Below are 21,710 nucleotides of genomic sequence, written 5' to 3'. Positions count from 1 at the left end.
GGCCCTACAGCTCGTGGCCGAGGTCGGTCGCCAGGCGCTGGACCAGGTCGTACGCCGCGTCCGGGATCACCGTCCCGGGCGGGAACACGGCCGTGGCGCCCATCTCCAGCAGCGTGGGCACGTCCTGCGGCGGGATCACCCCGCCGACCACGACCATGATGTCCTCACGGCCCTCCTCCGCCAGCTTCTCGCGCAGCGCCGGTACGAGGGTCAGGTGGCCCGCGGCCAGCGAGGACACGCCGACCACGTGCACATCCGCCTCGACCGCCTGCCGGGCGACCTCGTCCGGCGTCTGGAACAGCGGGCCGACGTCGACGTCGAAGCCGAGGTCGGCGAACGCGGTCGCGATCACCTTCTGGCCCCGGTCATGGCCGTCCTGGCCCATCTTGGCGACCAGGATGCGCGGCCGGCGTCCCTCCGCCTCCTCGAAGGCGTCCACCAGGGCGCGGGTGCGGTCCACGGACGGGGACTCGCCTGCTTCGTTGCGGTACACACCGGAGATCGTACGGATCTGGCTCGCGTGCCGGCCGTACACCTTCTCCAGGGCGTCGGAGATCTCGCCGACGGTCGCCTTGGCGCGGGCCGCCCGCACCGCCAGCTCCAGCAGGTTCCCGGTGCCCTCGGCGGCCCGGGTGAGCGCGTCCAGCGCGTCCCGGCACGCCTGCTCGTCCCGCTCCGCGCGCAGCCGGCGCAGCTTCTCGATCTGCTGGGCGCGCACCGAGGAGTTGTCGACCTTGAGCACGTCGATCTGCTCGTCGCTGTCGACGCGGTACTTGTTGACGCCGATCACCGGCTGGCGCCCGGAGTCGATGCGGGCCTGGACGCGGGCCGCCGCCTCCTCCACGCGCAGCTTGGGGATGCCGGCGTCGATGGCCTGCGCCATGCCGCCCGCCTGCTCCACCTCCTGGATGTGCGCCCAGGCCCGGCGGGCGAGGTCGTACGTCAGCCGCTCCACATAGGCGCTGCCGCCCCACGGGTCGATGACCCGGGTGGTGCCCGACTCCTGCTGGAGGAGCAGCTGGGTGTTGCGGGCGATGCGCGCGGAGAAGTCGGTGGGCAGCGCGAGCGCCTCGTCCAGCGCGTTGGTGTGCAGCGACTGGGTGTGGCCCTGGGTCGCAGCCATCGCCTCCACACAGGTGCGCGTGACGTTGTTGAACACGTCCTGCGCGGTCAGCGACCAGCCCGAGGTCTGCGAATGGGTGCGCAGCGACAGGGACTTGGTGTTCTTCGGCTCGAACTGCGCGACCAGCTTGGACCACAGCAGCCGGGCCGCCCGGAGCTTGGCGACCTCCATGAAGAAGTTCATGCCGATCGCCCAGAAGAACGACAGGCGCGGTGCGAACGCGTCCACGTCCAGGCCGGCTTCGCGCCCCGCGCGGATGTACTCCACACCGTCGGCGAGGGTGTACGCCAGCTCCAGGTCGGCCGTCGCACCCGCCTCCTGGATGTGATAGCCGGAGATGGAGATGGAGTTGTAGCGCGGCATCCGCTGCGAGGTGTACGCGAAGATGTCGGAGATGATCCGCATCGACGGCTTCGGCGGATAGATGTAGGTGTTGCGGACCATGAACTCCTTGAGGATGTCGTTCTGGATGGTCCCGGCCAACTTCTCGGGCGGTACGCCCTGTTCCTCCGCCGCCACGATGTACAGCGCGAGCACCGGCAGCACGGCGCCGTTCATCGTCATCGACACGGTCATCCGGTCGAGCGGGATCCCGTCGAACAGCTGCCGCATGTCGTAGATCGAGTCGATCGCCACGCCCGCCATGCCGACGTCGCCGGTCACCCGCGGGTGGTCGCTGTCGTAACCGCGGTGCGTGGGCAGGTCGAAGGCGACCGACAGGCCCTTCTGGCCGGCCGCGAGGTTGCGCCGGTAGAAGGCGTTGGACTCCTCGGCGGTGGAGAAGCCCGCGTACTGGCGGATCGTCCAGGGCTGGTTGACGTACATCGTCGGGTACGGGCCGCGCAGGTACGGCGCCATGCCCGGGTAGGTGTCCAGGAAGTCCAGGCCCTCCAGGTCACGCCCGGTGTACAGCGGCTTGACCCCGATGCCCTCCGGGGTCTCCCACAGCGGCTCGGCGCCGCCGGTGGCCTGCTTGAGGGCCGCCTGCCACTCCTCGGCGCCGCCACCGGCCACCGGGGTCCCCAGCTCGATGCCGGAGAAGTCGGGGATTCCCATCAGGACACTCCCATGCGGTCGAGGGTCGCGGACAGCACATCGACGGCGTCGCAGCCCGCGAAGACGTGACGGTCGACGCCGGCGTACTCGCCCCGGCCCGCCAGGAACACCTGCCGGGCACCGGCGGCGCGCAGCGCCCCGGCCGCCCGCTCGGCCTGTTCGGCGTACGTCGCGTCGCCGGAGCACAGCACGGCCTCGGTGGCGCCGCTGTCCTCGAAGGTTCCCTCGGAAACCGGCTCGATGCCGCCGGCCTGGAACAGGTTGGCGGCGAAGGAGGCCCGCGCGGTGTACTCGGCGGCCGAGCCGAGCGTGGCGAGGTAGATCCGGGGCCGGGCGCCGGTCGTCGCGAGATGGGCGTCGGAGCGGGCCCGCAGCTCCTCGAACGCCTCGTCCCGGCGCACCCGGGGCAGCCCGCCGGACGGCGCCTGCGGCGCGGGCGCGCGCTCCACCGGCTTCTCGGCCAGCAGCGGGAACTCGCTGACCCCGGTGATGGGTTCGCGCCGCTTGGCGAGCTTCTTGGAGCGCTCCGCCCAGGTCGTCGCGAGGTCGGTGCGCAGCCGTCCGGAGCGCAGCACGGCCGCCTGGCCGCCGTCGCGCTCGATCGTCCGGAAGAACTCCCAGGCGGCCTCGGCCAGTTCGTCGGTCAGCCGCTCCACGTACCAGGAGCCGCCCGCCGGGTCGATGACGCGGGCGAGGTACGACTCCTCGATCAGGATCGTGGAGGTGTTGCGGGCGATGCGCCGGGCGAACGCGTCCGGCAGGCCGAGCGCGTGGTCGAACGGCAGCACCGTCACGGAGTCGGCGCCGCCCACCCCGGCGGCGAGCGTGGCGACCGTGGTGCGCAGCATGTTCACCCACGGGTCGCGGCGGGACATCATCACCGGCGACGTCACCACGTGCTGCGTCTGGGCGCCGGGCGCCCCGCTGACCTCCGCGACCCGCGCCCACAGCCGGCGCGCGGCGCGCAGCTTGGCGATGGTCAGGAACTGGTCGGCGGTGGCCGCGTACCGGAACTCCAGCTGCCCGGCGGCCTGTTCGACGGTCAGGCCCGCCTCGGTGAGCGCGCGCAGATAGGCCACACCGGTGGCGAGCGAGGCGCCCAGCTCCTGCGCGGCCGAGCCGCCGGCCTCGTGGTACGGCAGCGCGTCCACGGTCAGCGCGCGCAGCCCCGGACAGGTGTCGGCGCAGCGCGCGGCCAGGGCGGCGTACGGCGCGAAGTCCTGCGCGGCGCCGGTGCGGGCCTCGTGGCCGAGCGGGTCGCCGCCGAGGTTGCCGCGTACGTCCTCGGGCTCGATGCCCTTGTCCGCGTACAGGGCCAGCAGCGCCTCGGCCGCCTCGGCGGTGTCCCGCCCGGCGTCCAGCACGACGGGCGCGAGGTCCAGGTAGACGCCCTCCAGGGCCCGGCCCAGGTCGGCGAGCGGGATGCCGCCCTCGCCCAGTGCCAGCCACAGCGAGGTGCCGCCGTTCTCCAGATCGGCGAGGACCGCGCCGTCGGCGAGCGCCGTGTGCCGCTGGCGTACGTCCCAGCCGCCCGCGACCCCGCCCTCGGGGCGCGCGCCCCGTACGAACGGGGCGAAGCCCGGCAGACCGGGGTCGGGCGCGGTGTCGCGCGCCGTGTACAGGGGACGGGTGCGCAGCCCGTCCTCCAGCGTCGTGGACAGAGCGTCCTCAGCTGCCGCGCCCGAGACTTCCTTGCCCGACTTGCGCAGCACACCCTCGACCAGGCGTTGCCACTGCTCGTGTGTCGCGTCAGGGAACTCGGCGGCCAGTGGGAGCCCGTCGTCAGGCAGGACCGTCATGGCTCGGATGCTAGGCCAGGGCGCTCAAAAGAGTGCAGAGCAATCGCTTGTGAGTTTTCTCCCCTTGCGGCTGTGACCGGCACCGCTCCCGTAGGTGATCACCCTGGTACGACGGCGCGGCCCGGCCTCGACGGAGACCGGGCCGCAGGGGGCGGGTGGGGCCGTTCAGCCCTTGACGCGCAGCTCGGACCGGCGTACGTCCCGGGTGGAGAGCGTCTGGGGGCCGCCGGTGAAGGCCCGCAGCCGCAGCCGGGTGTTCCGTTTCCTCGGGAGCGTGAAGCTGCCGGAGGGGGCGCGGAGTTCGACGGTCGCCGCGCCGTGCGCGGGGATGGTGGCCGGGCCGTGGGCGAGCGGCCAGTAGCGGGTCATGCCCTGGCCGGTGGTGAGCATGTAGTGCGGGGTGAGCGGGTCGTCGCCGGTGTTGGCGACCCTCAGGGTCACCCCGGAGACCGTGCCGGGCGTGAGGGGCCGTACCGCCGTGATGTCCATCCGCAGCGGCGGGCTCCCGGTGGCCGCGAGGACCGCGCTGACCAGGGCGGGCGCGAGCAGCACCGGGACGGCCGCGAGCCGGACGGCCCTGCGCCGGGGACCGGCCAGGAAGCGCGGCCGGGGCTGCCACGCCTGCGCGAACTCCGGCAGGGGCGCGGTGACCGCGGCCGCCAGCCACAGTGGGGTCATCATCAGGTAGTAGCCGTCCTGCGAGCGCGTCGCCAGGAAGAACGCGCACCACGGCAGCACGGTCGCGGCCGGTCCCAGGCGCCGTACGAACAGCACGAACAGGGCGAGCAGGGCGGCGGCCAGCAGCATGCTCGCGTGGCCGTACCAGTCGAGGCGGTCGCTGCCGTGGGTGAAGTACAGCGAGATGCCGACGATGCCCTGGCCGTGCAGCACCGCGCCCTGGGTCAGCGGCAGCACGATGCCGCGCAGCCACGGGCCGGGCTCGGTCACGATCAGATAGGCGTCGATCAGCAGGAAGGCCAGGACGGCGACCCCGGTGATCCGCAGCACCACGCGCGCGGCCGCCCGGCCGCCCAGCTCGCCGCGGCGCACCGCGTAGATCCCGGCGAGCAGGAACGGCGTGACGAACCAGGGGAGTTGCTGGGCGGCGCAGGCCGCGCCGAGGCAGGCGGCACGGGCGACGCCGACCGCGCCGAGCCGGCCGCGCGCGCCGAGCCGGGGCCAGCGGACCACCACCGGGACCAGCAGCGCGAGGGCGAGGATCGCCGGGTAGCCCTGGCGGCCGTAGCTGGGCAGCAGGCCGAAGCCGAGGAAGACCATCGTGGCCGCCGACCGCCACTGCGCCGGGACCAGCCGCCACAGCGCGATCGCACCCGCGATCAGGGCGAGGGTGCCCACCGCCGTCGCCGGGGCGCCGCCGTGGCCGAGCCACAGGAACGGGACGGTGAGCAGCGGCGCGAGCGGGGGATAGCCGTACGTGTAGTCGTATCCGCCGGTCGTCGTCGCGGTCAGGGCGACGCCCTTGACGCGGAACAGCCATGGCCACGGATGCTCGTACAGGTTGTGCCCGTGGACGAGTTCCTTCGCGGCCTGGGTGGTCAGCAGCGCCTCGTCGCCGCCGCCGTGGTTCAGCGCCCACGCGCACAGGGCGAGGACGACCGCGGTCACCAGCACCACCAGGTCGAGGCGCGCCAGCGAGCGGGTCCGGCGGACCGTCAGCGCGAGGACGCCGGTCACCAGGATCGCCGCGTAGCACAGGGAGATGACCCCGGCGAGGACCAGGCGGTGCGTGGCCGCCTGCGTCCAGACGGAACGCGTGCCGATGAAGAGGCTCACGTCGGCCAGGAGCGTGAGGACGCGATGCCACTGCGCGGGCCCGCCGGACGCCTGCGCGCGCGGCCCGGGTACGGCGGACACCGCCGACTGCGTCCGCCGGCCGGGCGTCACCTGCTGTGTTTCTGCCAAGTGCACGGGACCGGACGCTAGCGGCGGTGCGTGACCGGTGTGCGACCAGCGGTGAAGAGTCCGGTATGAGGGCGGTAAGAAGCGGGCATATTCGCACATCTGCTCATGGATGGGGCGGTGTCGGCGCCACCGGACCGATCGACTCCGTGTCGTTGTGTGTCGCTGTTGGGCCGAACGGGTGACTTGGCGTAAGAATTGCCTGGTGCAGGCATGGAAAGCGAGCAAGGTCGGGGGGAGCCGGTGAGCCGTTACGACGTCACCGATGAACAGTGGGAAGGGCTCGCCCAGGTCGTGCCACTACGGGGCCGCGACGCGTGGCCCTCGGCGGTCAACCACCGCTCCCTACCGGACGACGAGACCGAGACCCGGCGCCGTTTCGTGGTCCTCCGCGTCAACGTCTTCGCCGACGCCCGCGAGGTCGCCGAGACGGTGATGGCGGGCGCGCCCGTCCTCCTCGACCTCTCCGGAGCCGAGGGGGACGTCGCCAAGCGGGTCCTCGACTTCAGCACGGGCGTCGTCTTCGGCCTGGGCAGCGGGATGCACCGGGTGGACCGCAACGTCTTCCTGCTGACCCCGCCGGGCACGGAGGTCAGCGGGCTGCTGGAGGGCGCGGGGTGAGCGCGGGCCCACCCCATGGCTCCCCGTAGCTCTCCGGAGTGAGGCCGGTCCCGTTGTTGCCGTGAACGCCCCCGATCGTGGGAACCTCCACCGGGGAAACGGTTCGCCCCCTCGGTGGCGCCCTACGTTCCGGGGATGGCCATGCCTTTCGCGTCCGCTGAGCCGCCGGTGGCCGAGGGGTTCTGCGGGACCCTTCCGCCGAAGTCCCGCGAGCCCCTCGATGTACGGCCCCGGATCACCGAGCTGCGCCTGTCGGCGTTCGCCGGGCACCGGGGCGCCGGATTCCCCCTCGGGGCGGTCACGGTGTTCGCCGGCCCCAGCGGCTCGGGGAAGACCACGGCGCTGGCGGCCTACGAGGCGCTGGCCCGGCTCTCCGGCGGCGCCCCGCTCGTGGAGGCGTTCCCGGATCCCGTCGCCTGCGTGCCCGACCGGGCCCGGCCCGACGGCGAGGGACGGCGCGGCTTCCGGATCGGCTGTACGGCCGACGGCGCCGAGGGGCCGGTCCGGCTCGACCTCGCCGTACAGGCCGAACCGCAGCTGCGGATCGTGGGCGAGCGGCTGAGCGCGGGCGATGTCGTCCTGCTCCAGACCGCGTTACGGGACCCGGGGCGCCGCGCCGTGCAGGCCGCCTGGCACACCGCGGGCACCGCTCCGGTGACCCGCGCGCCGCTGCCCGACGACCGCCTCGGCACCGCCCTGCTCCCGCTGCGCGTGGCCGGCAAGACCGACGGCCAGCGCAGGGTGCTGGCCGCGGCCGAGCAGATGGTCGTCGCCCTGCGCTCGGTCTTCGTCTGCGATCCCCGCCCCGACTGCATGCGCACCCCCGTGCCCACCGGCTCCGGCCGGCTGATGCCCGGCTGCGACAACCTCGCCGACGTGCTCTGGCGCACCCGCGCCGAGTGCGCCCGCAGACACGGCCGGCTGGTCGAGGCGCTGCGCGCGGGCTGCGCGGGACCGGTGCACGACCTGATCGCCGAACCCCTCTTCGACGGCACGGTGCGCGCCCTGCTCGACCGCGGTGACGGCCACCGCACGGAACTGGCCCGCCTCGGCGAGGGCGAACTGCGCTATCTCGCCCACACCTTGGTCCTGCTGACCGGCCCCGGCGTCCTGGCCATGGACCCGCCCGGCGAGGTCCCCGACGCCCTGCGCTCCCTCACCGTCCTCGCCGACGGCTTCGACCGCTCCCTCGACCCGGGCCAGCGCCGGTCCCTGCTGCGCCTCGCGGCGGCCATGGGCGAGTACGGGCACATCCGGCTCGTGGCCGCGGTGAACGACGCCTCCTGGTGCGCGGGGGCCGAGGGCGTCACAGTGGTACACCTGAACCGTGACGGAACACCCTGACCTCCCCCGACTCCAGCGCCGACTCGCCGAGTTCGCCGCCGCCCGGAACTGGGGGCAGTACCACACCCCCAAGAACCTCGCCTCCGCGCTGAGCGTGGAGAGCTCCGAACTGGTCGAGATCTTCCAGTGGTTGACCCCCGAGGAGTCGGCCCGGGTGATGTCCGACCCCGCAACCGCGCACCGCGTCCGCGACGAGGTCGCCGATGTCCTCGCCTATCTCCTCCAGTTCTGCGCGGTCCTGGACATCGACCCGCTGACCGCCCTGTCCGAGAAGATCGATCGCAACGAACACCGCTTTCCGGCGCCCGAGAAGTGACAACAGACGGACTCCCTGGTTCCATTATCACTCTCCGAAGTCAATTCACCTGTCGAATCCGAATTGTTGTCCCCAGATTTCGGGCTTCCTCTAGCTTTTCGCACCAACGACCCTCACTCTGGGTAGTGGACAGGAGAGCCAGTGAACGTACGAGCGAGTGCGTGGAGGGACGGGGGCGACGGATGGACGCGGTACGACTCATCCTCACCGGCAGACGAGCCCTGGCGAGCGGCGCGGACACACACGAGTTGATGGCGGAGGTGTGGCAGGCACAGGCCCTCGCCCAGGCGATCGGCAGCAGGCTCGCGGTCTCCGGACCGCCGGAACTGCGCGGCGAGGCGCTCGGGCTGACCGAGCTGGCGGGCCGGGGCTGCGGCGTCCTCGACCCGCCCGAGCTGGACCTCGGCGATCTGCGCGCCGCCCAGCTCACCCGGCTGGACGACGCCCGCGAGACCCTGCTCTGCCTCGGCGGACTGCTCGGCGAGGTCGGCATGGCCCTGGTCGGCATGGCCAGCGCCGCAGCGGACGAGACGACGTACTGGCAGTGCATGGAGGCCATCGACGCCGCCGACGAGTCCCGCGACCGGGTCCGCGAGATGCTGCGCAAGCTCGCCGCGCGGGAGGAGGTGTTATCGGCCGACGACAACCAGCGCAGCCCCTTCGGAGGCGCGCCCTGCGCGTAGCCGCCGCGCAGGGACCGTGTACGACGGTTCGCGCCGGGAGCCCCGCGTCGGCGCGCGGCACCGCCCGCGGGAGACGGTGCCGGTCCCGGCCGCCCGGTCAGGCGACGTGCGGCATGACCTCGGACGCGATCAGCTCCAGGTGGGCCAGGTCGTCCAGGTCCAGCATCTGCAGGTAGACCCGCCCCGAACCCACCGCCGCATAGCGCCCCAGCTTCTCCACGACCTCCGCCGGGGAGCCCGCGAGACCGTTGGCCTTCAGCTCGTCCACCTCGCGGCCGATGGCCTCCGCCCGCCGCTCGACCTCGGCGTCGTTCCTGCCGACACAGGCGACCAGCGCGGTGGAGTAGACGAGGTCGTCGCCCTTGCGCCCGCGCTCCTCGGCCGCCGCCCGCACCCGGCCGAACTGCCGCTCGCTGTCCTCGACGGAGGCGAAGGGAATGTTGAACTCGGTGGCGTACTCCGCCGCCAGCGCCGGCGTCCGCTTGGCACCGTGACCGCCGATGAGCACCGGCACCCGGCTCTGCGCCGGCTTCGGCAGCGCGGGGGAGTCCTGCAACCGGTAGTACGAACCGTCGTAACTGAACCGCTCGCCGACCGGCGTCTCCCACAGCCCCGTGACGATCGCCAGCTGCTCCTCCAGCCGCCCGAACTTCTCCTTCGGGAACGGGATGCCGTACGCCTTGTGCTCCTCCTCGTACCAGCCCGAACCGAGCCCCAGCTCCACCCGGCCGCCGGACATCTGGTCGACCTGCGCCACCTGGATGGCCAGCACACCGGGGAGGCGGAAGGTACCGGCCGTCATCAGGGTGCCGAGCCGGATGCGGCTGGTCTCCCGGGCGATGCCGGCGAGGGTGATCCAGGCGTCGGTGGGGCCGGGCAGACCGTCCGCGTTGCCCATGTGGAGATAGTGGTCCGAGCGGAAAAACGCGTCATAGCCCAGTTCCTCGGCGGCCTTGGCGACACGCAGCAGCGTGTCGTAGGTCGCGCCCTGCTGGGGTTCGGTGAAGACTCGAAGATCCATGCGTCCATCATGCCTGCCGTTGCGCGCGCAACCAGGCACAAAGCCGCCCGGAGGCGTGAAAACCGGTGGTCAGCGGGGTGCTCGGGCCGCCAGACTCGGACATGTGTTCCTGACGATCTCTCTCCGCGGCGACGCCGCCCACCCGGCCACCGACCTCGGGTACCTGTTGCACAAGCACCCGGGCAAGGCACAGCGCTTCTCCACGTCCTACGGCACCGCGCACGTCTTCTACCCGGAGGCGGACGACGCGCGCTGCACGGCCGCCCTGCTGCTGGAGACCGACCCCGCGGCGCTGGTGCGGCGCGGCAAGGGCAAGGGCCGCGGCGGCGCCCCCGACGCCGCCCTCGCGCAGTACGTCAACGACCGCCCCTACGCCGCCTCCTCCCTCCTCGCCGTCGCGCTGAGCAGCGTCTTCTCCAGCGCCATGCGCGGGATGTGCGCCGCCCGCCCCGAGCGGGCCGCCGCCCCGCTGCCGCTGCGCATCGAGGTCCCGGCCCTGCCCGCCCGCGGTGGCGCCGCGCTCGTACGCAAGCTGTTCGAGCCGCTGGGCTGGACCGTGGACGCCGAACCGGTGCCGCTGGACGCGGAGTTCCCGCAGTGGGGCGACTCGCGGTACGTCCGGCTCGTGCTCGAATCCGAGACGCTGACCCTCGCCGAGGCGCTGCGCCACCTGTACGTGCTGCTGCCGGTCCTGGACGACGCCAAGCACTACTGGGTCTGTGCCGACGAGGTCGACAAGCTGCTGCGGGCCGGCGAGGGCTGGCTGCCCGGCCACCCGGAGCAGCAGCTGATCACCAGCCGCTATCTCTCCCGCCGCTGGTCGCTGACCCGGCAGGCGCGCGAGGCGCTGGAGCTGGTGCGGCTCGCCGAGGCCGACGACAGCGAGGTCGAGGCCATCGACAACGCGGTCGGCGAGGAGACCGAGGCGGAGGAGAAGCCGACCCCGCTCGCGGTGCTGCGCCGGGAGGTGATCGTCGGCGTGCTGCGCGCCCGCGGCGCCGCCCGGGTGCTCGACCTCGGGTGCGGGCAGGGGCAGTTGGTGCAGGAACTCCTCAAGGACGTCCGGTTCACCGAGATCGTCGGGGTCGATGTGTCGGTGCGGGCGCTCACCATCGCCGCCCGGCGGCTCAAGCTCGACCGCATGGGCGAACGGCAGGCGTCCCGCGTCCGGTTGACGCAGGGCTCGCTCGCCTACACCGACAAGCGGCTCAAGGGCTACGACGCCGCCGTGCTCAGCGAGGTCGTCGAACACCTCGACCTGCCCCGGCTGCCCGCCCTGGAGTACGCCGTGTTCGGGCACGCCCGCCCCCGCACGGTCGTGGTGACCACCCCGAACGTCGAGTACAACGTCCGCTGGGAGACCCTGCCCGCCGGACACGTCCGGCACGGCGACCACCGCTTCGAGTGGACCCGCGCCGAGTTCCGCGCCTGGGCCACCGAGGTCGCCGAACGGCACGAGTACGACGTCGAGTTCGCGCCCGTCGGCCCCGACGACCCCGAGGTGGGACCGCCCACCCAGCTGGCCCTGTTCACCCTCCGCGCCGAGAAGGAGGCGAAGGCGGCATGACCGAGACACGCAAGGGGCGGGCCCTGCCCGTCACCGACCTCTCCCTCGTGGTCCTCGTCGGCGCCTCCGGCTCCGGCAAGTCCACCTTCGCCCGCAGGAACTTCAAGCCCACCGAGGTGATCTCCTCCGACTTCTGCCGGGGCCTGGTCTGCGACGACGAGAACGACCAGGGCGCCACCCGCGACGCCTTCGACGTCCTGCACTACATCGCCGGCAAGCGGCTCGCCGCCGGGCGCCGCACCGTCGTGGACGCCACCAGCGTGCAGCAGGACAGCCGCCGCCGGCTGATCGAACTGGCCAAGCAGCACGACGTGCTGCCCATCGCCATCGTCCTCGACATACCGGAGGAGGTGTGCGCCGAGCGCAACGCGGCCCGCGCCGACCGCGCCGACATGCCGCGCCGGGTCGTCCAGCGGCACATCCGCGAACTGCGCCGCTCCCTGCGCCACCTGGAGCGCGAGGGCTTCCGCAAGGTGCATGTGCTGCGCGGGACCGAGGAGGCCGAGAGCGCCACCGTCGTCACCGAGAAGCGCTACAACGACCTCACCCACCTCACCGGCCCCTTCGACATCATCGGCGACATCCACGGCTGCTCCGCCGAACTTGAGTCGCTGCTGGGCACGTTGGGCTATGTGGACGGCGCCCACCCGGAGGGCCGTACGGCCGTCTTCGTCGGCGACCTGGTCGACCGCGGCCCGGACTCCCCGGGCGTGCTGCGCCGCGTGATGTCGATGGTCGAGTCGGGCCACGCCCTGTGTGTGCCGGGCAACCACGAGAACAAGTACGGCCGTCACCTCAAGGGCCGCGATGTCCAGCACACCCACGGCCTCGCCGAGACCATCGCCCAGATGGAGGGCGAGAGCGAGGAGTTCCGGGCGCGGGTACGCACGTTCCTCGACGGACTGGTCAGCCACTACGTCCTCGACGGCGGCAGGCTCGTCGTCTGCCACGCCGGACTGCCCGAGAAGTACCACGGCCGCACCTCCGGCCGGGTCCGCTCGCACGCCCTGTACGGCGACACCACCGGCGAGACCGACGAGTTCGGCCTGCCCGTGCGCTACCCGTGGGCGGAGGACTACCGGGGCCGGGCGGCGGTCGTCTACGGCCACACCCCGGTACCGGACGCCACCTGGCTCAACAACACCATCTGCCTGGACACCGGCGCCGTCTTCGGCGGCAAGCTGACCGCGCTGCGCTGGCCGGAGCGGGAACTGGTCGACGTACCGGCCGAGCGCGTCTGGTACGAGCCGGCGCGCCCGCTGCGCGCCGAGGCGCCCGGCGGAGCGGACGGGCGGCCGCTGGACCTCGCCGATGTGCGGGGGCGCCGGGCGGTCGAGACCCGGCACGCCGGCCTGGTCGCGGTCCGCGAGGAGAACGCGGCGGCGGCCCTGGAGGTCATGAGCCGCTTCGCGATCGACCCGCGCCTGCTGCCGTATCTCCCGCCGACCATGGCGCCGACGGCCACCTCCGAGGTGGACGGCTATCTGGAGCACCCGAGGGAGGCGTTCGCGCAGTACGCGGCGGACGGGGTCGCGCGGGTGGTGTGCGAGGAGAAGCACATGGGCTCGCGGGCCGTGGTCCTGGTGTGCCGGGACGCGGCGGCGGCGGTGAAGCGGTTCGGTGTGGACGGCCCCACGGGCGCGCTGTACACCCGCACCGGGCGCCCCTTCTTCGACGACCGGACGATGACCGAGGAGATCCTCACCCGACTGCGCACGGCGGTGTCGGACGCCGGTCTCTGGTCCGAACTGGACACGGAATGGCTGCTGCTGGACGCCGAGCTGATGCCGTGGTCGCTGAAGGCGGCGGGTCTGCTGCGCAGCCAGTACGCGGCCGTCGGCGCGGCGGCCGGGGCGGTGTTCCCGGGTGCGCTGGCCGCGCTGGAGGCGGCGGCGTCCCGGGGCGCGGAGGTGGGCGAGCTGCTCGACCGGCAGCGCGAACGCGCCTCGGACGCGGCCGCGTTCACCGCCGCGTACCGGCGCTACTGCTGGACCACCGACGGCCTCTCCGGCGTCCGCCTCGCCCCCTTCCAGATCCTCGCCACCGAGGGCCGCAGCCTCGCCGCGCTCCCGCACGACGAGCAACTGGCCCTGCTGGACCGCCTGGTGGAACACGACGGCACCGGCCTGCTGGCCACCACCCGCCGCCTCTACGTCGACACGGGCGACCCCGAGTCGGTCGCGGCGGGCGTCGACTGGTGGCTGGAGATGACCGGCCGCGGCGGCGAGGGCATGGTCGTCAAGCCCCTCACCGCCCTGGCCCACCGCCCGGACGGCCGCCTGGTCCAGCCCGGCATCAAGTGCCGGGGCCGCGAGTACCTCCGGATCATCTACGGCCCGGAGTACACCCGCCCCGACAACCTCGCCCGCCTGCGCCGCCGCTTCCTCAACCACAAGCGCTCCCTCGCCCTGCGCGAGTACGCCCTCGGTCTGGAAGCACTGGACCGCTCGGCCGGCGGCGAGCCGCTGTGGCGGGTCCACGAGGCGGTCTTCGGCGTCCTGGCCCTGGAGTCGGAGCCGGTGGACCCCCGGCTGTAGGGCGCCCCCGAGCCGGGTGCCCTCACCCCACCAGCCGCAGCCGCTCCCCCCACACCCCCACCCGGACCCGCTGCCCCCACGTCAGCTGGAGCGCGTCGGTCTCGATGCCGTCGCCGAAGGCGATGAGGTGGTCGGACTCCACGGTGAGGGTCAGGGTGGCGGACGTGTCCAGTTGCCCGGCGACCAGGGTCGTACCGGTGGCCGGGGAGGGCCAGGCCTCGCGGACGTACCAGAGGAGGCGGGGCTCGGTGGGGGAGGGGAGCGGGAGGTGCGCGCCCCGCTCCTGCCACAGGGAGCGGAGCCAGCCCGTGGCGCCCGTCCCCGTACCCACGAGGACCCCGGAGGAGGCCTGGGTCTCGACGGCACCCCTGTCGCCGTCGAGACCCAGGCGGTACCGGGCGGTCTGGTGGCCCGCCGCGCCGAGGTAGATCTCGTTGAGCGCGACCAGCCGCTGCGTGTCGTCGGCCTCCGCCGCCACCATCGTCAGCTCCTCGCAGCCAGTACTCGGTGCAGCGAGCAACTTCGCCGCGTCCCGCGGCCGGTGCCGTACCAGCACCCCCGGATTGCGTCCCGGGTCGGTGTCGATGCCGATCACCGGCTGCCCGGTCAGATACTTCGCCACGTTGGCGACCAGACCGTCCTGTCCGACGACCACGACGACGTCCTCGGGCGCGAACAGGAACCGTTCGAGGTCCGCGCGTTCCACCCGGGCCTGCCGCCAGGTGAGCGGCACGGCCGCCGCCACCTCCGCCAGCGCCCGCCGCGTCCCTTGGTGCCGGGCCGCGATCTCCTCGATGTCCCGGCCCCGGGAGGCGAGCACGAACGCGGCCTGGCCGTGCGTGCCGTACCGGGCCACCAACTCCTCGTACTCCGTGGTGCGATGGACCAGCACGGCCCGCGGCGCGAGACTCACGCCCCGGCCCCGCCGGAACCGGAGCCCGCCCCACCGAGCTTCGCCAGCAACCCCGTCAGCACATCCGGCGAGATCGTCACGCTCTCGATGTCCGGCAGATTCTCCGCCACCCGCATCGCCGCCAGCGCGTGCAGCGTCGCCACGTCCGCCTCGCCGTGCACCCGCAGCCACGCCGCCCGCGCCTGCGCCCGCGCCTCGCCCACCTCGCGCTCCTGCTCGGCCGCCGCGCGGGCCAGCCGTACCACCTTGTCCGCCTCGGCCTCCGCGAGCCGTACCGTGCGGGCCGCCTCGGCCTCCGCCCGCACCGCGTCCGCGGCCGCCTGCTCCTCCGCCTCGCGCCGGGCGTTGGTGCCGCGCTGCTCCACCAACTGCTCCTCGCGCCGGGCGAGTTCGATGCGGCTGGCCAGCTCGTTCTCGGCGATCGCGCGCTCCCGCTCGACGGCCACCGCGCGCCGCTCGTACGTCGCCCGGTCCGCCTCCTGCTGGATCTGCTCCCGCGCGGGGGTGCGCAGCGCGCGTTCGACCTCGGGCTCGGGGCGTACGGCCACCACGCGCACCGCGACCACCTCGACCCCGGTGTCCGGCAGCCGGGGCTGTGCCGCGAGCCCGGCCGCGAGCCGCTCGCGCACCGCGCTCACCCCGTCGGTCAGCGCGGCCGACAGCGGGGTGCGGGCCAGCACGTCCAGGGCGTGCTCCTGCGCCGTCTCCGTGAGCAGGGTGGCCAGTTGCTCCAGCGGCGTGCCCCGCCAGGCGCCGGTGTCCGGGTCGACCGAGAAGTCGAGCCGGGCGGCGGCGAGCGCCGGGTCGCCGATGCGGTAGGTGACCGTCGCCTGCACCGTCACGTCCTGGAAGTCGGCCGTACGGGCGTGGAAGGTCATCGCCAGCTCACGGTCGTCCACCGGCACTTCCGAGAGGGCGGCCGTCAACGAGCGGAACCAGAAGCTGAGTCCGGGGCCGTCGTGCACCAACGTCCCGGAGCGGTGATGGCGGATGTGGGCCGTCGGTGTGCCCCGCAGATGGCGCCAGCCGAGACGCCGGGTGATGTCGGCCATGAGGCCCCCCTCGCTTCTTTTCGTCGTCAAGACGATAAGCGGGGCATCCGGTTGTCGTCAAGTAGACGACAACCTCCCGAGGTGGAGGCGATCGAACTGAAGTCGCAACAAGAGCGCTCCGAAATGGCCGAGGGGAGGGTGAATCCGGTCCCCGGTGGTCAGGATGGTCACATGGGATTCCATGTCGACTCCGAGGCCGGGCGGCTGCGCCGCGTCATCCTGCACCGGCCCGATCTCGAGCTCAAAAGGCTCACCCCCAGCAACAAGGACGCCCTCCTCTTCGACGACGTCCTCTGGGTGCGCCGGGCCCGCGCCGAACACGACGGCTTCGCGGACGTCCTGCGCGACCGGGGCGTCGCCGTCCACCTCTTCGGCGATCTGCTGGTCGAGGCCCTGGAGCTGCCCGAGGCCCGCACCCTGGTCCTCGACCGCGTCTTCGACGAGCGGGAGTACGGCCCCCTCGCCACCTCCCATCTGCGCGCCGCCTTCGAGAACCTGCCCGCCCGCGAGCTGGCCGAGGCGCTCGTCGGCGGCATGACCAAGCGGGAGTTCCTCGCGGCGCACGCGGAGCCGACCTCCGTCCGCTTCCATGTGATGGACCTGGACGAATTCCTCCTCGCCCCGCTGCCCAACCACCTCTTCACCCGCGACACCTCCGCCTGGATCTACGACGGGGTCTCCATCAACGCCATGCGGCTGCCCGCCCGGCAGCGCGAGACCGTGCATTTCGAGGCGATCTACCGGCACCATCCGCTCTTTTGCGACGAGCCGTTCCACATCTGGTCCCAGGGCCAGGCCGACTACCCCTCCACCATCGAGGGCGGCGACGTCCTGGTGATCGGCAACGGCGCGGTCCTCGTCGGGATGAGTGAGCGCACCACCCCGCAGGCCGTGGAGATGCTCGCGCACAAACTGTTCGCGGCCGGGTCCGCCCGTACGATCGTGGCGCTCGACATGCCCAAGCGGCGCGCCTTCATGCACCTCGACACGGTGATGACGATGGTCGACGGCGACACCTTCACCCAGTACGCCGGGCTCGGCATGCTGCGCTCGTACACCATCGAACCGGGCGTGAGCGAGAAGGAGCTGAAGGTCACCGACCACCCGCCGGAGCACATGCACCGCGCGATCGCCGCCGCCCTCGGGCTCGGCGAGATCCGGGTGCTGACCGCCACCCAGGACGTGCACGCGGCCGAGCGCGAGCAGTGGGACGACGGCTGCAATGTGCTCGCCGTCGAACCCGGTGTCGTCGTCGCCTATGAACGCAACTCCACCACCAACACCCATCTGCGCAAACAGGGCATCGAGGTCATCGAGATCCCGGGCAGCGAGCTGGGGCGGGGCCGGGGCGGACCCCGGTGCATGAGCTGTCCGGTGGAACGGGATCCTGTGTGAGAAGCCGCACCTCACGGGGCTGCATAAACTTACTGAAGGTCGTATAGAATTCCGGAGTATCTACAGCCGTACCCCTGTACCCCTGGAGCGCCCCCCATGGCGACAGTCCCGACCGCCCTCGCCGGCCGCCACTTCCTCAAGGAGCTGGACTTCACCGAGGAGGAGTTCCGCGGCCTGATCGAGCTGGCCGCGGAGCTGAAGGCCGCCAAGCGGGCCGGGACCGAGGTCCAGCACCTCCGGGGCCGTCATATCGCGTTGATCTTCGAGAAGACCTCGACGCGCACCCGCTGCGCGTTCGAGGTCGCGGCCGCCGACCAGGGCGCCCGCACGACGTACCTCGACCCGTCCGGCTCGCAGATCGGGCACAAGGAGTCCGTGGGGGACACCGCCCGGGTGCTCGGCCGGATGTTCGACGGCATCGAGTACCGCGGCGACAGCCAGGCCAAGGTCGAGGAGCTGGCCGCCCGGGCCGGCGTGCCCGTCTACAACGGGCTCACCGACGACTGGCACCCCACCCAGATGCTGGCCGACGTGCTCACCATGACCGAGCACTGCGCCAAGCCGCTGACCGGGACCGCCTTCGCCTACCTCGGCGACGCCCGCTTCAACATGGGCAACTCCTACCTGGTCACCGGCGCCCTGCTCGGCATGGACGTCCGCATCGTCGCGCCCGAGGAGTACTGGCCCGCCCCGCAGATCGTGGCCCGCGCCCGCGAGCTGGCGAGGACCAGCGGCGCGGTGATCACCCTGACCGAGGACATCGCGGAGGGCGTCCGCGGCGCCGACTTCGTCGCCACCGACGTCTGGGTCTCCATGGGCGAGCCCAAGGAGGTCTGGGCCGACCGGATCAAGGCGCTCGCGCCGTACGCCGTGACCATGGACGTCCTGCGCGCCACCGGCAACCCGGACGTCAGGTTCCTGCACTGCCTGCCCGCCTTCCACGACCTCGGCACCAAGGTCGGCCAGGAGATCCACGAGGCGTACGGCCTGACCTCCCTGGAGGTCACCGACGAGGTGTTCGAATCGGCGTACTCCGTCGTCTTCGACCAGGCCGAGAACCGGCTGCACACCATCAAGGCCGTGCTGGTCGCCACACTCGGCCGCTGAGTCTGTTGCCCTCCGCCGACCAGGGATTATCCTGATCGGCGGCCTCGGAACCACCCATTCCGAGGCCGCCGGCGCGACCGTCGTCCCGTCGCTCGCACCCGCGACGCCACCCGTCGCACCCGCCGCTCGCACCGGCGGCCGTCACCCGGCCGCCCGCACCACCAGAAACGAGCACCGTCCGCAATGCCCGCTCCCCGCATCAAGTCCCCCCACCTGCTCGTCGCCGAATCCGGCGCCGACCGCGAGGGACACGGCCTGAAGCGCACGATGGGGCTCTTCCAGCTCATCTGCTTCGGCGTCGGCGCCATCGTCGGCACCGGCATCTTCGTCGGCCTCTCCGACTCCGTCGCCCAGGCCGGCCCCGCCGTCGTCGTCTCCTTCGTGCTCGCCGCGATCACCTGCGTGTTCACCGCCTTCTCCTTCGCGGAGCTGGGCGGCGCGATCCCGGTCTCCGGCTCCTCGTACTCCTTCGCCTACGCCGGCCTCGGCGAGTCCACCGCCTTCCTGGTCGGCTGGTGCCTGCTGCTGGAGTACGGCATCTCCATCTCGGCCGTCGCGGTCGGCTGGAGCCAGTACGTCAACGAGCTGCTGCACAGCCTCATCGGCTGGCAGCTGCCCGCCGCGCTGTCGGCGGGTCCGGGCGACGGCGGCATCGTCAACCTCCCGGCCGTGCTCGTGATCGCCATGGCCTCCGTGCTGCTGGTGCGCGGCGTGCGCGAGAGCGCCGGCGCGACCGCCGCCATGGCCGCCGTCAAGCTGGTGATCCTGATCGCCTTCTGCGCGATCGGCTACAGCGCCTTCAAGCACGGAAACCTCACCCCGTTCTCCCCGGCCGGCCTCGGCGGCATCGGCGCGGGCACCACCGCCGCGTTCTTCTCGTACATCGGCTTCGACGCGATCACCACCGCCGGTGAGGAGGCCAAGAACCCGCGCCGCGACATCCCCGTGGCGATCATGGTCTGCATGGGCATCGTGACGCTGCTGTACTGCGCCGTCGCGCTCGCGGCCATCGGCGCCATCGGCGGCAAGCAGGTCGCGGGCCGCCCCGCCGCCCTGTCCTACGTCGTCAACCAGGTCACCGGCTCCACCATCGGCGGCGGCGTGATCGCCTTCGGCGCGGTCGTCGCCATCGCCTCCGTGGTCCTCGCGGTGATGTACGGCCAGACGCGCATCCTGATGTCGATGTCCCGCGACGGCCTGATCCCGCGCGTCTTCGAGAAGGTCTCCCCGAAGACCTCCACGCCGGTCGTCGGCACCCTGATCGTCGCGGGCGTCTTCGCGCTCCCGGCGGCCTTCGCCTCGCTCGACGCGGTGATGAACCTGTGCACCATCGGCACGCTCGCGATCATGGCCGTGGTGAACCTCGCGGTGATGACCCTGCGCCGCCGCGAGCCGGGCCTCGCCCGCAGCTTCCGGGTGCCGCTCTACCCCGTGGTCCCGCTGCTCGGCATCGCCTTCTGCCTGTACCTGGTGTACGAGACCGGCTGGCGCACCTGGATCCAGTTCGCGCTGTTCCTCGCGGTGGGCTTCCTCGTCTACGTCGCCTACGGGCGCCGGCACTCCACGCTGGGCCGCGCCCTGGCCGCCGAGGCGGACCGGGCCGGTGTCACAGCGGCCGGCGCGGAGCGGGAATCGCAGGCAGTGTGAACCACACCGCCTTGCCCCTCGGGGTGGGGCGGTGTCCGCAGGCGGCGCTCAGGGCGCGGATCAGCAGCAGTCCGCGCCCGCCCTCCTGCCACAGGTCCGGTTCTTCCATGACCGGCTGGGTCAGCCGGCCGGGCGGCGCGGGGTCGGGGTCGTGCACCTCGACCTGGCAGCCGGTCGGCAGCAGCTCCACCACCAGCTCTATCGGGCCGCGGCCCGCGGTGTGCTCCACCGCGTTGGCCACCAGCTCGGCCGTGAGCAGCTCCGCCGTGTCGCAGTCGGCCGCGTGCTCCACCTCGGAAAGGGCCGTCCGCACCAGGGCGCGGGCCACCGGCACCGCCGCGGCGGTGTGCGGCAGCGCCATACGCCAGGAGGCCGACCAGAAGGGCGTCACGAAGTGACTCGACGGGGGTGGTGGTCGGGCGACGGGCGGGCGGGGCGTTCGTGCAAGGCGAGTCCGTTCATGGAGCAGGCTGTCCTGCTTTCGACTGTAGGAATGGTACGGGCCCGGTCGTCCGAATCGGTCGGCGGGCTTCGCCCGGGACCCCCGCTCCGGTGCCCGGCGCCCTGCCCGCCCCGGCGCCCCGCCGCGCACGCCGGGGCCCTCTGTTACGGCCGCCGCGGCCGACCGGTGACACCGGTGACGATCGACGCGATCCGGCCGAAAGACGCCTTCGGCGCCCCGGCTTGTCGCGTGCCCGTGACGACAGTCACAAACGAGTGATAACTTCGGAGGATCGCGCAACGTACGGCACCGCCGCCCAAGGAGGCCGCACGTCATGAGTCCCTTCACCGGCTCCGCCCGCCGCACCGCCGACTGGGAGCATCTGCGCCTCCGGATCGCCGACGGGGTCGCCACGGTCACCCTCGCCCGCCCCGACAAGCTCAACGCCCTCACCTTCGGCGCCTACGCCGACCTGCGCGACCTGCTGGCCGAGCTGTCCCGGGAGCGCGCGGTGCGCGCCCTGGTGCTGGCCGGGGAGGGGCGCGGGTTCTGCTCCGGCGGCGACGTGGACGAGATCATCGGCGCCACCCTCGCCCTGGACACCGCCCAGCTGCTCGACTTCAACCGGATGACCGGCCAGGTGGTACGGGCGATCCGCGAATGCCCGTACCCGGTGATCGCCGCCGTCCACGGGGTCGCGGCGGGCGCCGGCGCCGTCCTCGCCCTCGCGTCGGACTTCCGGGTCGCCGACCCGAGCGCCCGCTTCGCCTTCCTCTTCACCCGGGTCGGCCTGTCCGGCGGCGACATGGGCGCGGCCTATCTGCTGCCCCGGGTCGTCGGCCTCGGCCACGCCACCCGCCTGCTGATGCTGGGCGAGCCGGTCCGCGCGCCCGAGGCCGAGCGGATCGGCCTGATCAGCGAACTGACCGAGGAGGGGCACGCCGACGAGGCCGCGGCCGCGCTGGCCCGCCGCCTGGCCGACGGCCCGGCCCTGGCCCACGCCCAGACGAAGGCCCTGCTGACGGCCGAGCTGGACATGCCGCTGGCCGCGTCGGTCGAACTGGACGCGGCGACCCAGGCGCTGCTGATGAACGGCGAGGACTACCGCGAGTTCCACGCCTCCTTCACGGAGAAGCGACCCCCCAAATGGCAGGGAAGGTGAGCTGT

Annotated in this window: 17 protein-coding genes; 10 read left to right on the top strand and 7 right to left on the bottom strand. The window is 72.7% G+C overall.

All coding sequences use genetic code 11. From position 1 onward, the window contains the following. Positions 1–4 precede the first annotated feature (4 nt). The 3 genes from scpA to QHG49_RS08935 all read right to left on the bottom strand — a co-directional run bounded on the left by scpA (position 5) and on the right by QHG49_RS08935 (position 5,907). Positions 5–2,179: a methylmalonyl-CoA mutase gene (gene scpA, locus QHG49_RS08945; RefSeq protein ID WP_301488420.1), complete on the bottom strand. Its 2,175-nt coding sequence runs from the start codon at positions 2,177–2,179 to the stop codon at positions 5–7. Beyond that, the gene (locus tag QHG49_RS08940; RefSeq protein WP_301488418.1) at positions 2,179–3,978 is read right to left on the bottom strand and encodes a methylmalonyl-CoA mutase subunit beta; all 1,800 of its coding nucleotides are present in this window, start codon (positions 3,976–3,978) and stop codon (positions 2,179–2,181) included. Before QHG49_RS08940 ends, scpA begins: the two co-directional genes overlap by 1 nt. 165 nt (positions 3,979–4,143) lie before the next feature. Next, positions 4,144–5,907: a hypothetical protein gene (locus QHG49_RS08935; protein ID WP_370530442.1), complete on the bottom strand. Its 1,764-nt coding sequence runs from the start codon at positions 5,905–5,907 to the stop codon at positions 4,144–4,146. Between the two features lie 204 nt (positions 5,908–6,111). Here QHG49_RS08935 and QHG49_RS08930 point away from each other — a divergent pair, with 204 nt between their 5' ends. The 4 genes from QHG49_RS08930 to QHG49_RS08915 all read left to right on the top strand — a co-directional run bounded on the left by QHG49_RS08930 (position 6,112) and on the right by QHG49_RS08915 (position 8,862). Further along, positions 6,112–6,519 (top strand): cell division protein SepF, encoded by a 408-nt coding sequence (locus QHG49_RS08930; protein ID WP_111580911.1) that lies wholly within the window; start codon positions 6,112–6,114, stop codon positions 6,517–6,519. Positions 6,520–6,660: 141 nt separating this feature from the next. After that, the gene (locus QHG49_RS08925; protein ID WP_201300824.1) at positions 6,661–7,863 is read left to right on the top strand and encodes an AAA family ATPase; all 1,203 of its coding nucleotides are present in this window, start codon (positions 6,661–6,663) and stop codon (positions 7,861–7,863) included. Beyond that, positions 7,847–8,179, top strand: a complete 333-nt coding sequence (locus QHG49_RS08920; RefSeq protein ID WP_145486683.1) for a nucleotide pyrophosphohydrolase — start codon at positions 7,847–7,849, stop codon at positions 8,177–8,179. The genes QHG49_RS08925 and QHG49_RS08920 overlap by 17 nt, the downstream gene beginning before the upstream one ends. Positions 8,180–8,361: 182 nt before the next feature. Then, the gene (locus QHG49_RS08915) at positions 8,362–8,862 is read left to right on the top strand and encodes a DUF6099 family protein (RefSeq protein WP_186337700.1); all 501 of its coding nucleotides are present in this window, start codon (positions 8,362–8,364) and stop codon (positions 8,860–8,862) included. 97 nt (positions 8,863–8,959) lie between these two features. Here QHG49_RS08915 and QHG49_RS08910 read toward each other — a convergent pair whose 3' ends face one another. After that, positions 8,960–9,883, bottom strand: coding sequence for an LLM class F420-dependent oxidoreductase (locus QHG49_RS08910; RefSeq protein WP_301488413.1), 924 nt, complete (start codon positions 9,881–9,883; stop codon positions 8,960–8,962). A 103-nt stretch (positions 9,884–9,986) separates the two neighbouring features. Here QHG49_RS08910 and QHG49_RS08905 point away from each other — a divergent pair, with 103 nt between their 5' ends. Together QHG49_RS08905 and QHG49_RS08900 are read left to right on the top strand one after the other, a co-directional pair. Then, on the top strand, positions 9,987–11,450 hold the full coding sequence (locus QHG49_RS08905) for a 3' terminal RNA ribose 2'-O-methyltransferase Hen1 (RefSeq protein ID WP_301488411.1): 1,464 nt from the start codon (positions 9,987–9,989) through the stop codon (positions 11,448–11,450). After that, positions 11,447–13,987, top strand: a complete 2,541-nt coding sequence (locus tag QHG49_RS08900; RefSeq protein WP_301488409.1) for a polynucleotide kinase-phosphatase — start codon at positions 11,447–11,449, stop codon at positions 13,985–13,987. Before QHG49_RS08905 ends, QHG49_RS08900 begins: the two co-directional genes overlap by 4 nt. Before the next feature lie 22 nt (positions 13,988–14,009). Here QHG49_RS08900 and QHG49_RS08895 read toward each other — a convergent pair whose 3' ends face one another. Together QHG49_RS08895 and QHG49_RS08890 are read right to left on the bottom strand one after the other, a co-directional pair. Then, positions 14,010–14,900, bottom strand: coding sequence for an NAD(+)/NADH kinase (locus QHG49_RS08895; RefSeq protein ID WP_159705850.1), 891 nt, complete (start codon positions 14,898–14,900; stop codon positions 14,010–14,012). Beyond that, complete coding sequence (locus QHG49_RS08890) at positions 14,897–15,952, bottom strand: SPFH domain-containing protein (RefSeq protein WP_159705852.1); 1,056 nt, start codon at positions 15,950–15,952, stop codon at positions 14,897–14,899. Before QHG49_RS08890 ends, QHG49_RS08895 begins: the two co-directional genes overlap by 4 nt. Positions 15,953–16,123: 171 nt before the next feature. Between QHG49_RS08890 and QHG49_RS08885 the strand changes: the two genes are divergently transcribed. From QHG49_RS08885 to QHG49_RS08875, 3 genes are all read left to right on the top strand, one after another. Then, positions 16,124–17,347, top strand: coding sequence for an arginine deiminase (locus tag QHG49_RS08885; RefSeq protein WP_301488404.1), 1,224 nt, complete (start codon positions 16,124–16,126; stop codon positions 17,345–17,347). 96 nt (positions 17,348–17,443) lie between these two features. Further along, positions 17,444–18,454 carry an ornithine carbamoyltransferase gene (gene argF / locus QHG49_RS08880; protein WP_301488401.1) on the top strand — a complete coding sequence of 337 codons (1,011 nt, stop codon included), beginning with the start codon at positions 17,444–17,446 and terminating at the stop codon, positions 18,452–18,454. Positions 18,455–18,637: 183 nt separating this feature from the next. After that, positions 18,638–20,101: an amino acid permease gene (locus tag QHG49_RS08875; RefSeq protein ID WP_301488399.1), complete on the top strand. Its 1,464-nt coding sequence runs from the start codon at positions 18,638–18,640 to the stop codon at positions 20,099–20,101. Here the strand turns inward: QHG49_RS08875 and QHG49_RS08870 are convergent. Further along, the gene (locus QHG49_RS08870) at positions 20,061–20,462 is read right to left on the bottom strand and encodes an ATP-binding protein (protein WP_145486705.1); all 402 of its coding nucleotides are present in this window, start codon (positions 20,460–20,462) and stop codon (positions 20,061–20,063) included. The two genes, QHG49_RS08875 and QHG49_RS08870, sit on opposite strands and share 41 nt — an antisense overlap. A 415-nt stretch (positions 20,463–20,877) precedes the next feature. Between QHG49_RS08870 and QHG49_RS08865 the strand changes: the two genes are divergently transcribed. Continuing rightward, entirely contained in the window at positions 20,878–21,705 is an 828-nt protein-coding gene (locus QHG49_RS08865; RefSeq protein ID WP_301488397.1) for an enoyl-CoA hydratase family protein, read from the top strand. Positions 21,706–21,710 lie beyond the last annotated feature (5 nt).

The organism is Streptomyces sp. WP-1 (assembly GCF_030450125.1).
GTDB lineage: Bacteria > Actinomycetota > Actinomycetes > Streptomycetales > Streptomycetaceae > Streptomyces > Streptomyces incarnatus.
This window is presented reverse-complemented; position numbering and strand designations above follow the sequence as displayed.

Bases quoted from the DNA above. Each gene is read 5' to 3' on its own strand.
- QHG49_RS08930 (WP_111580911.1), top strand. From the start codon at position 6,112: ATGGAAAGCGAGCAAGGTCGGGGGGAGCCGGTGAGCCGTTACGACGTC.
- QHG49_RS08870 (WP_145486705.1), bottom strand. From the start codon at position 20,462: ATGGCGCTGCCGCACACCGCCGCGGCGGTGCCGGTGGCCCGCGCCCTG.
- QHG49_RS08900 (WP_301488409.1), top strand. From the start codon at position 11,447: ATGACCGAGACACGCAAGGGGCGGGCCCTGCCCGTCACCGACCTCTCC.
- QHG49_RS08885 (WP_301488404.1), top strand. From the start codon at position 16,124: ATGGGATTCCATGTCGACTCCGAGGCCGGGCGGCTGCGCCGCGTCATC.
- QHG49_RS08915 (WP_186337700.1), top strand. From the start codon at position 8,362: ATGGACGCGGTACGACTCATCCTCACCGGCAGACGAGCCCTGGCGAGC.
- QHG49_RS08910 (WP_301488413.1), bottom strand. From the start codon at position 9,883: ATGGATCTTCGAGTCTTCACCGAACCCCAGCAGGGCGCGACCTACGAC.
- QHG49_RS08940 (WP_301488418.1), bottom strand. From the start codon at position 3,978: ATGACGGTCCTGCCTGACGACGGGCTCCCACTGGCCGCCGAGTTCCCT.
- QHG49_RS08875 (WP_301488399.1), top strand. From the start codon at position 18,638: ATGCCCGCTCCCCGCATCAAGTCCCCCCACCTGCTCGTCGCCGAATCC.
- QHG49_RS08865 (WP_301488397.1), top strand. From the start codon at position 20,878: ATGAGTCCCTTCACCGGCTCCGCCCGCCGCACCGCCGACTGGGAGCAT.
- QHG49_RS08925 (WP_201300824.1), top strand. From the start codon at position 6,661: ATGCCTTTCGCGTCCGCTGAGCCGCCGGTGGCCGAGGGGTTCTGCGGG.
- scpA (WP_301488420.1), bottom strand. From the start codon at position 2,179: ATGGGAATCCCCGACTTCTCCGGCATCGAGCTGGGGACCCCGGTGGCC.
- argF (WP_301488401.1), top strand. From the start codon at position 17,444: ATGGCGACAGTCCCGACCGCCCTCGCCGGCCGCCACTTCCTCAAGGAG.
- QHG49_RS08890 (WP_159705852.1), bottom strand. From the start codon at position 15,952: ATGGCCGACATCACCCGGCGTCTCGGCTGGCGCCATCTGCGGGGCACA.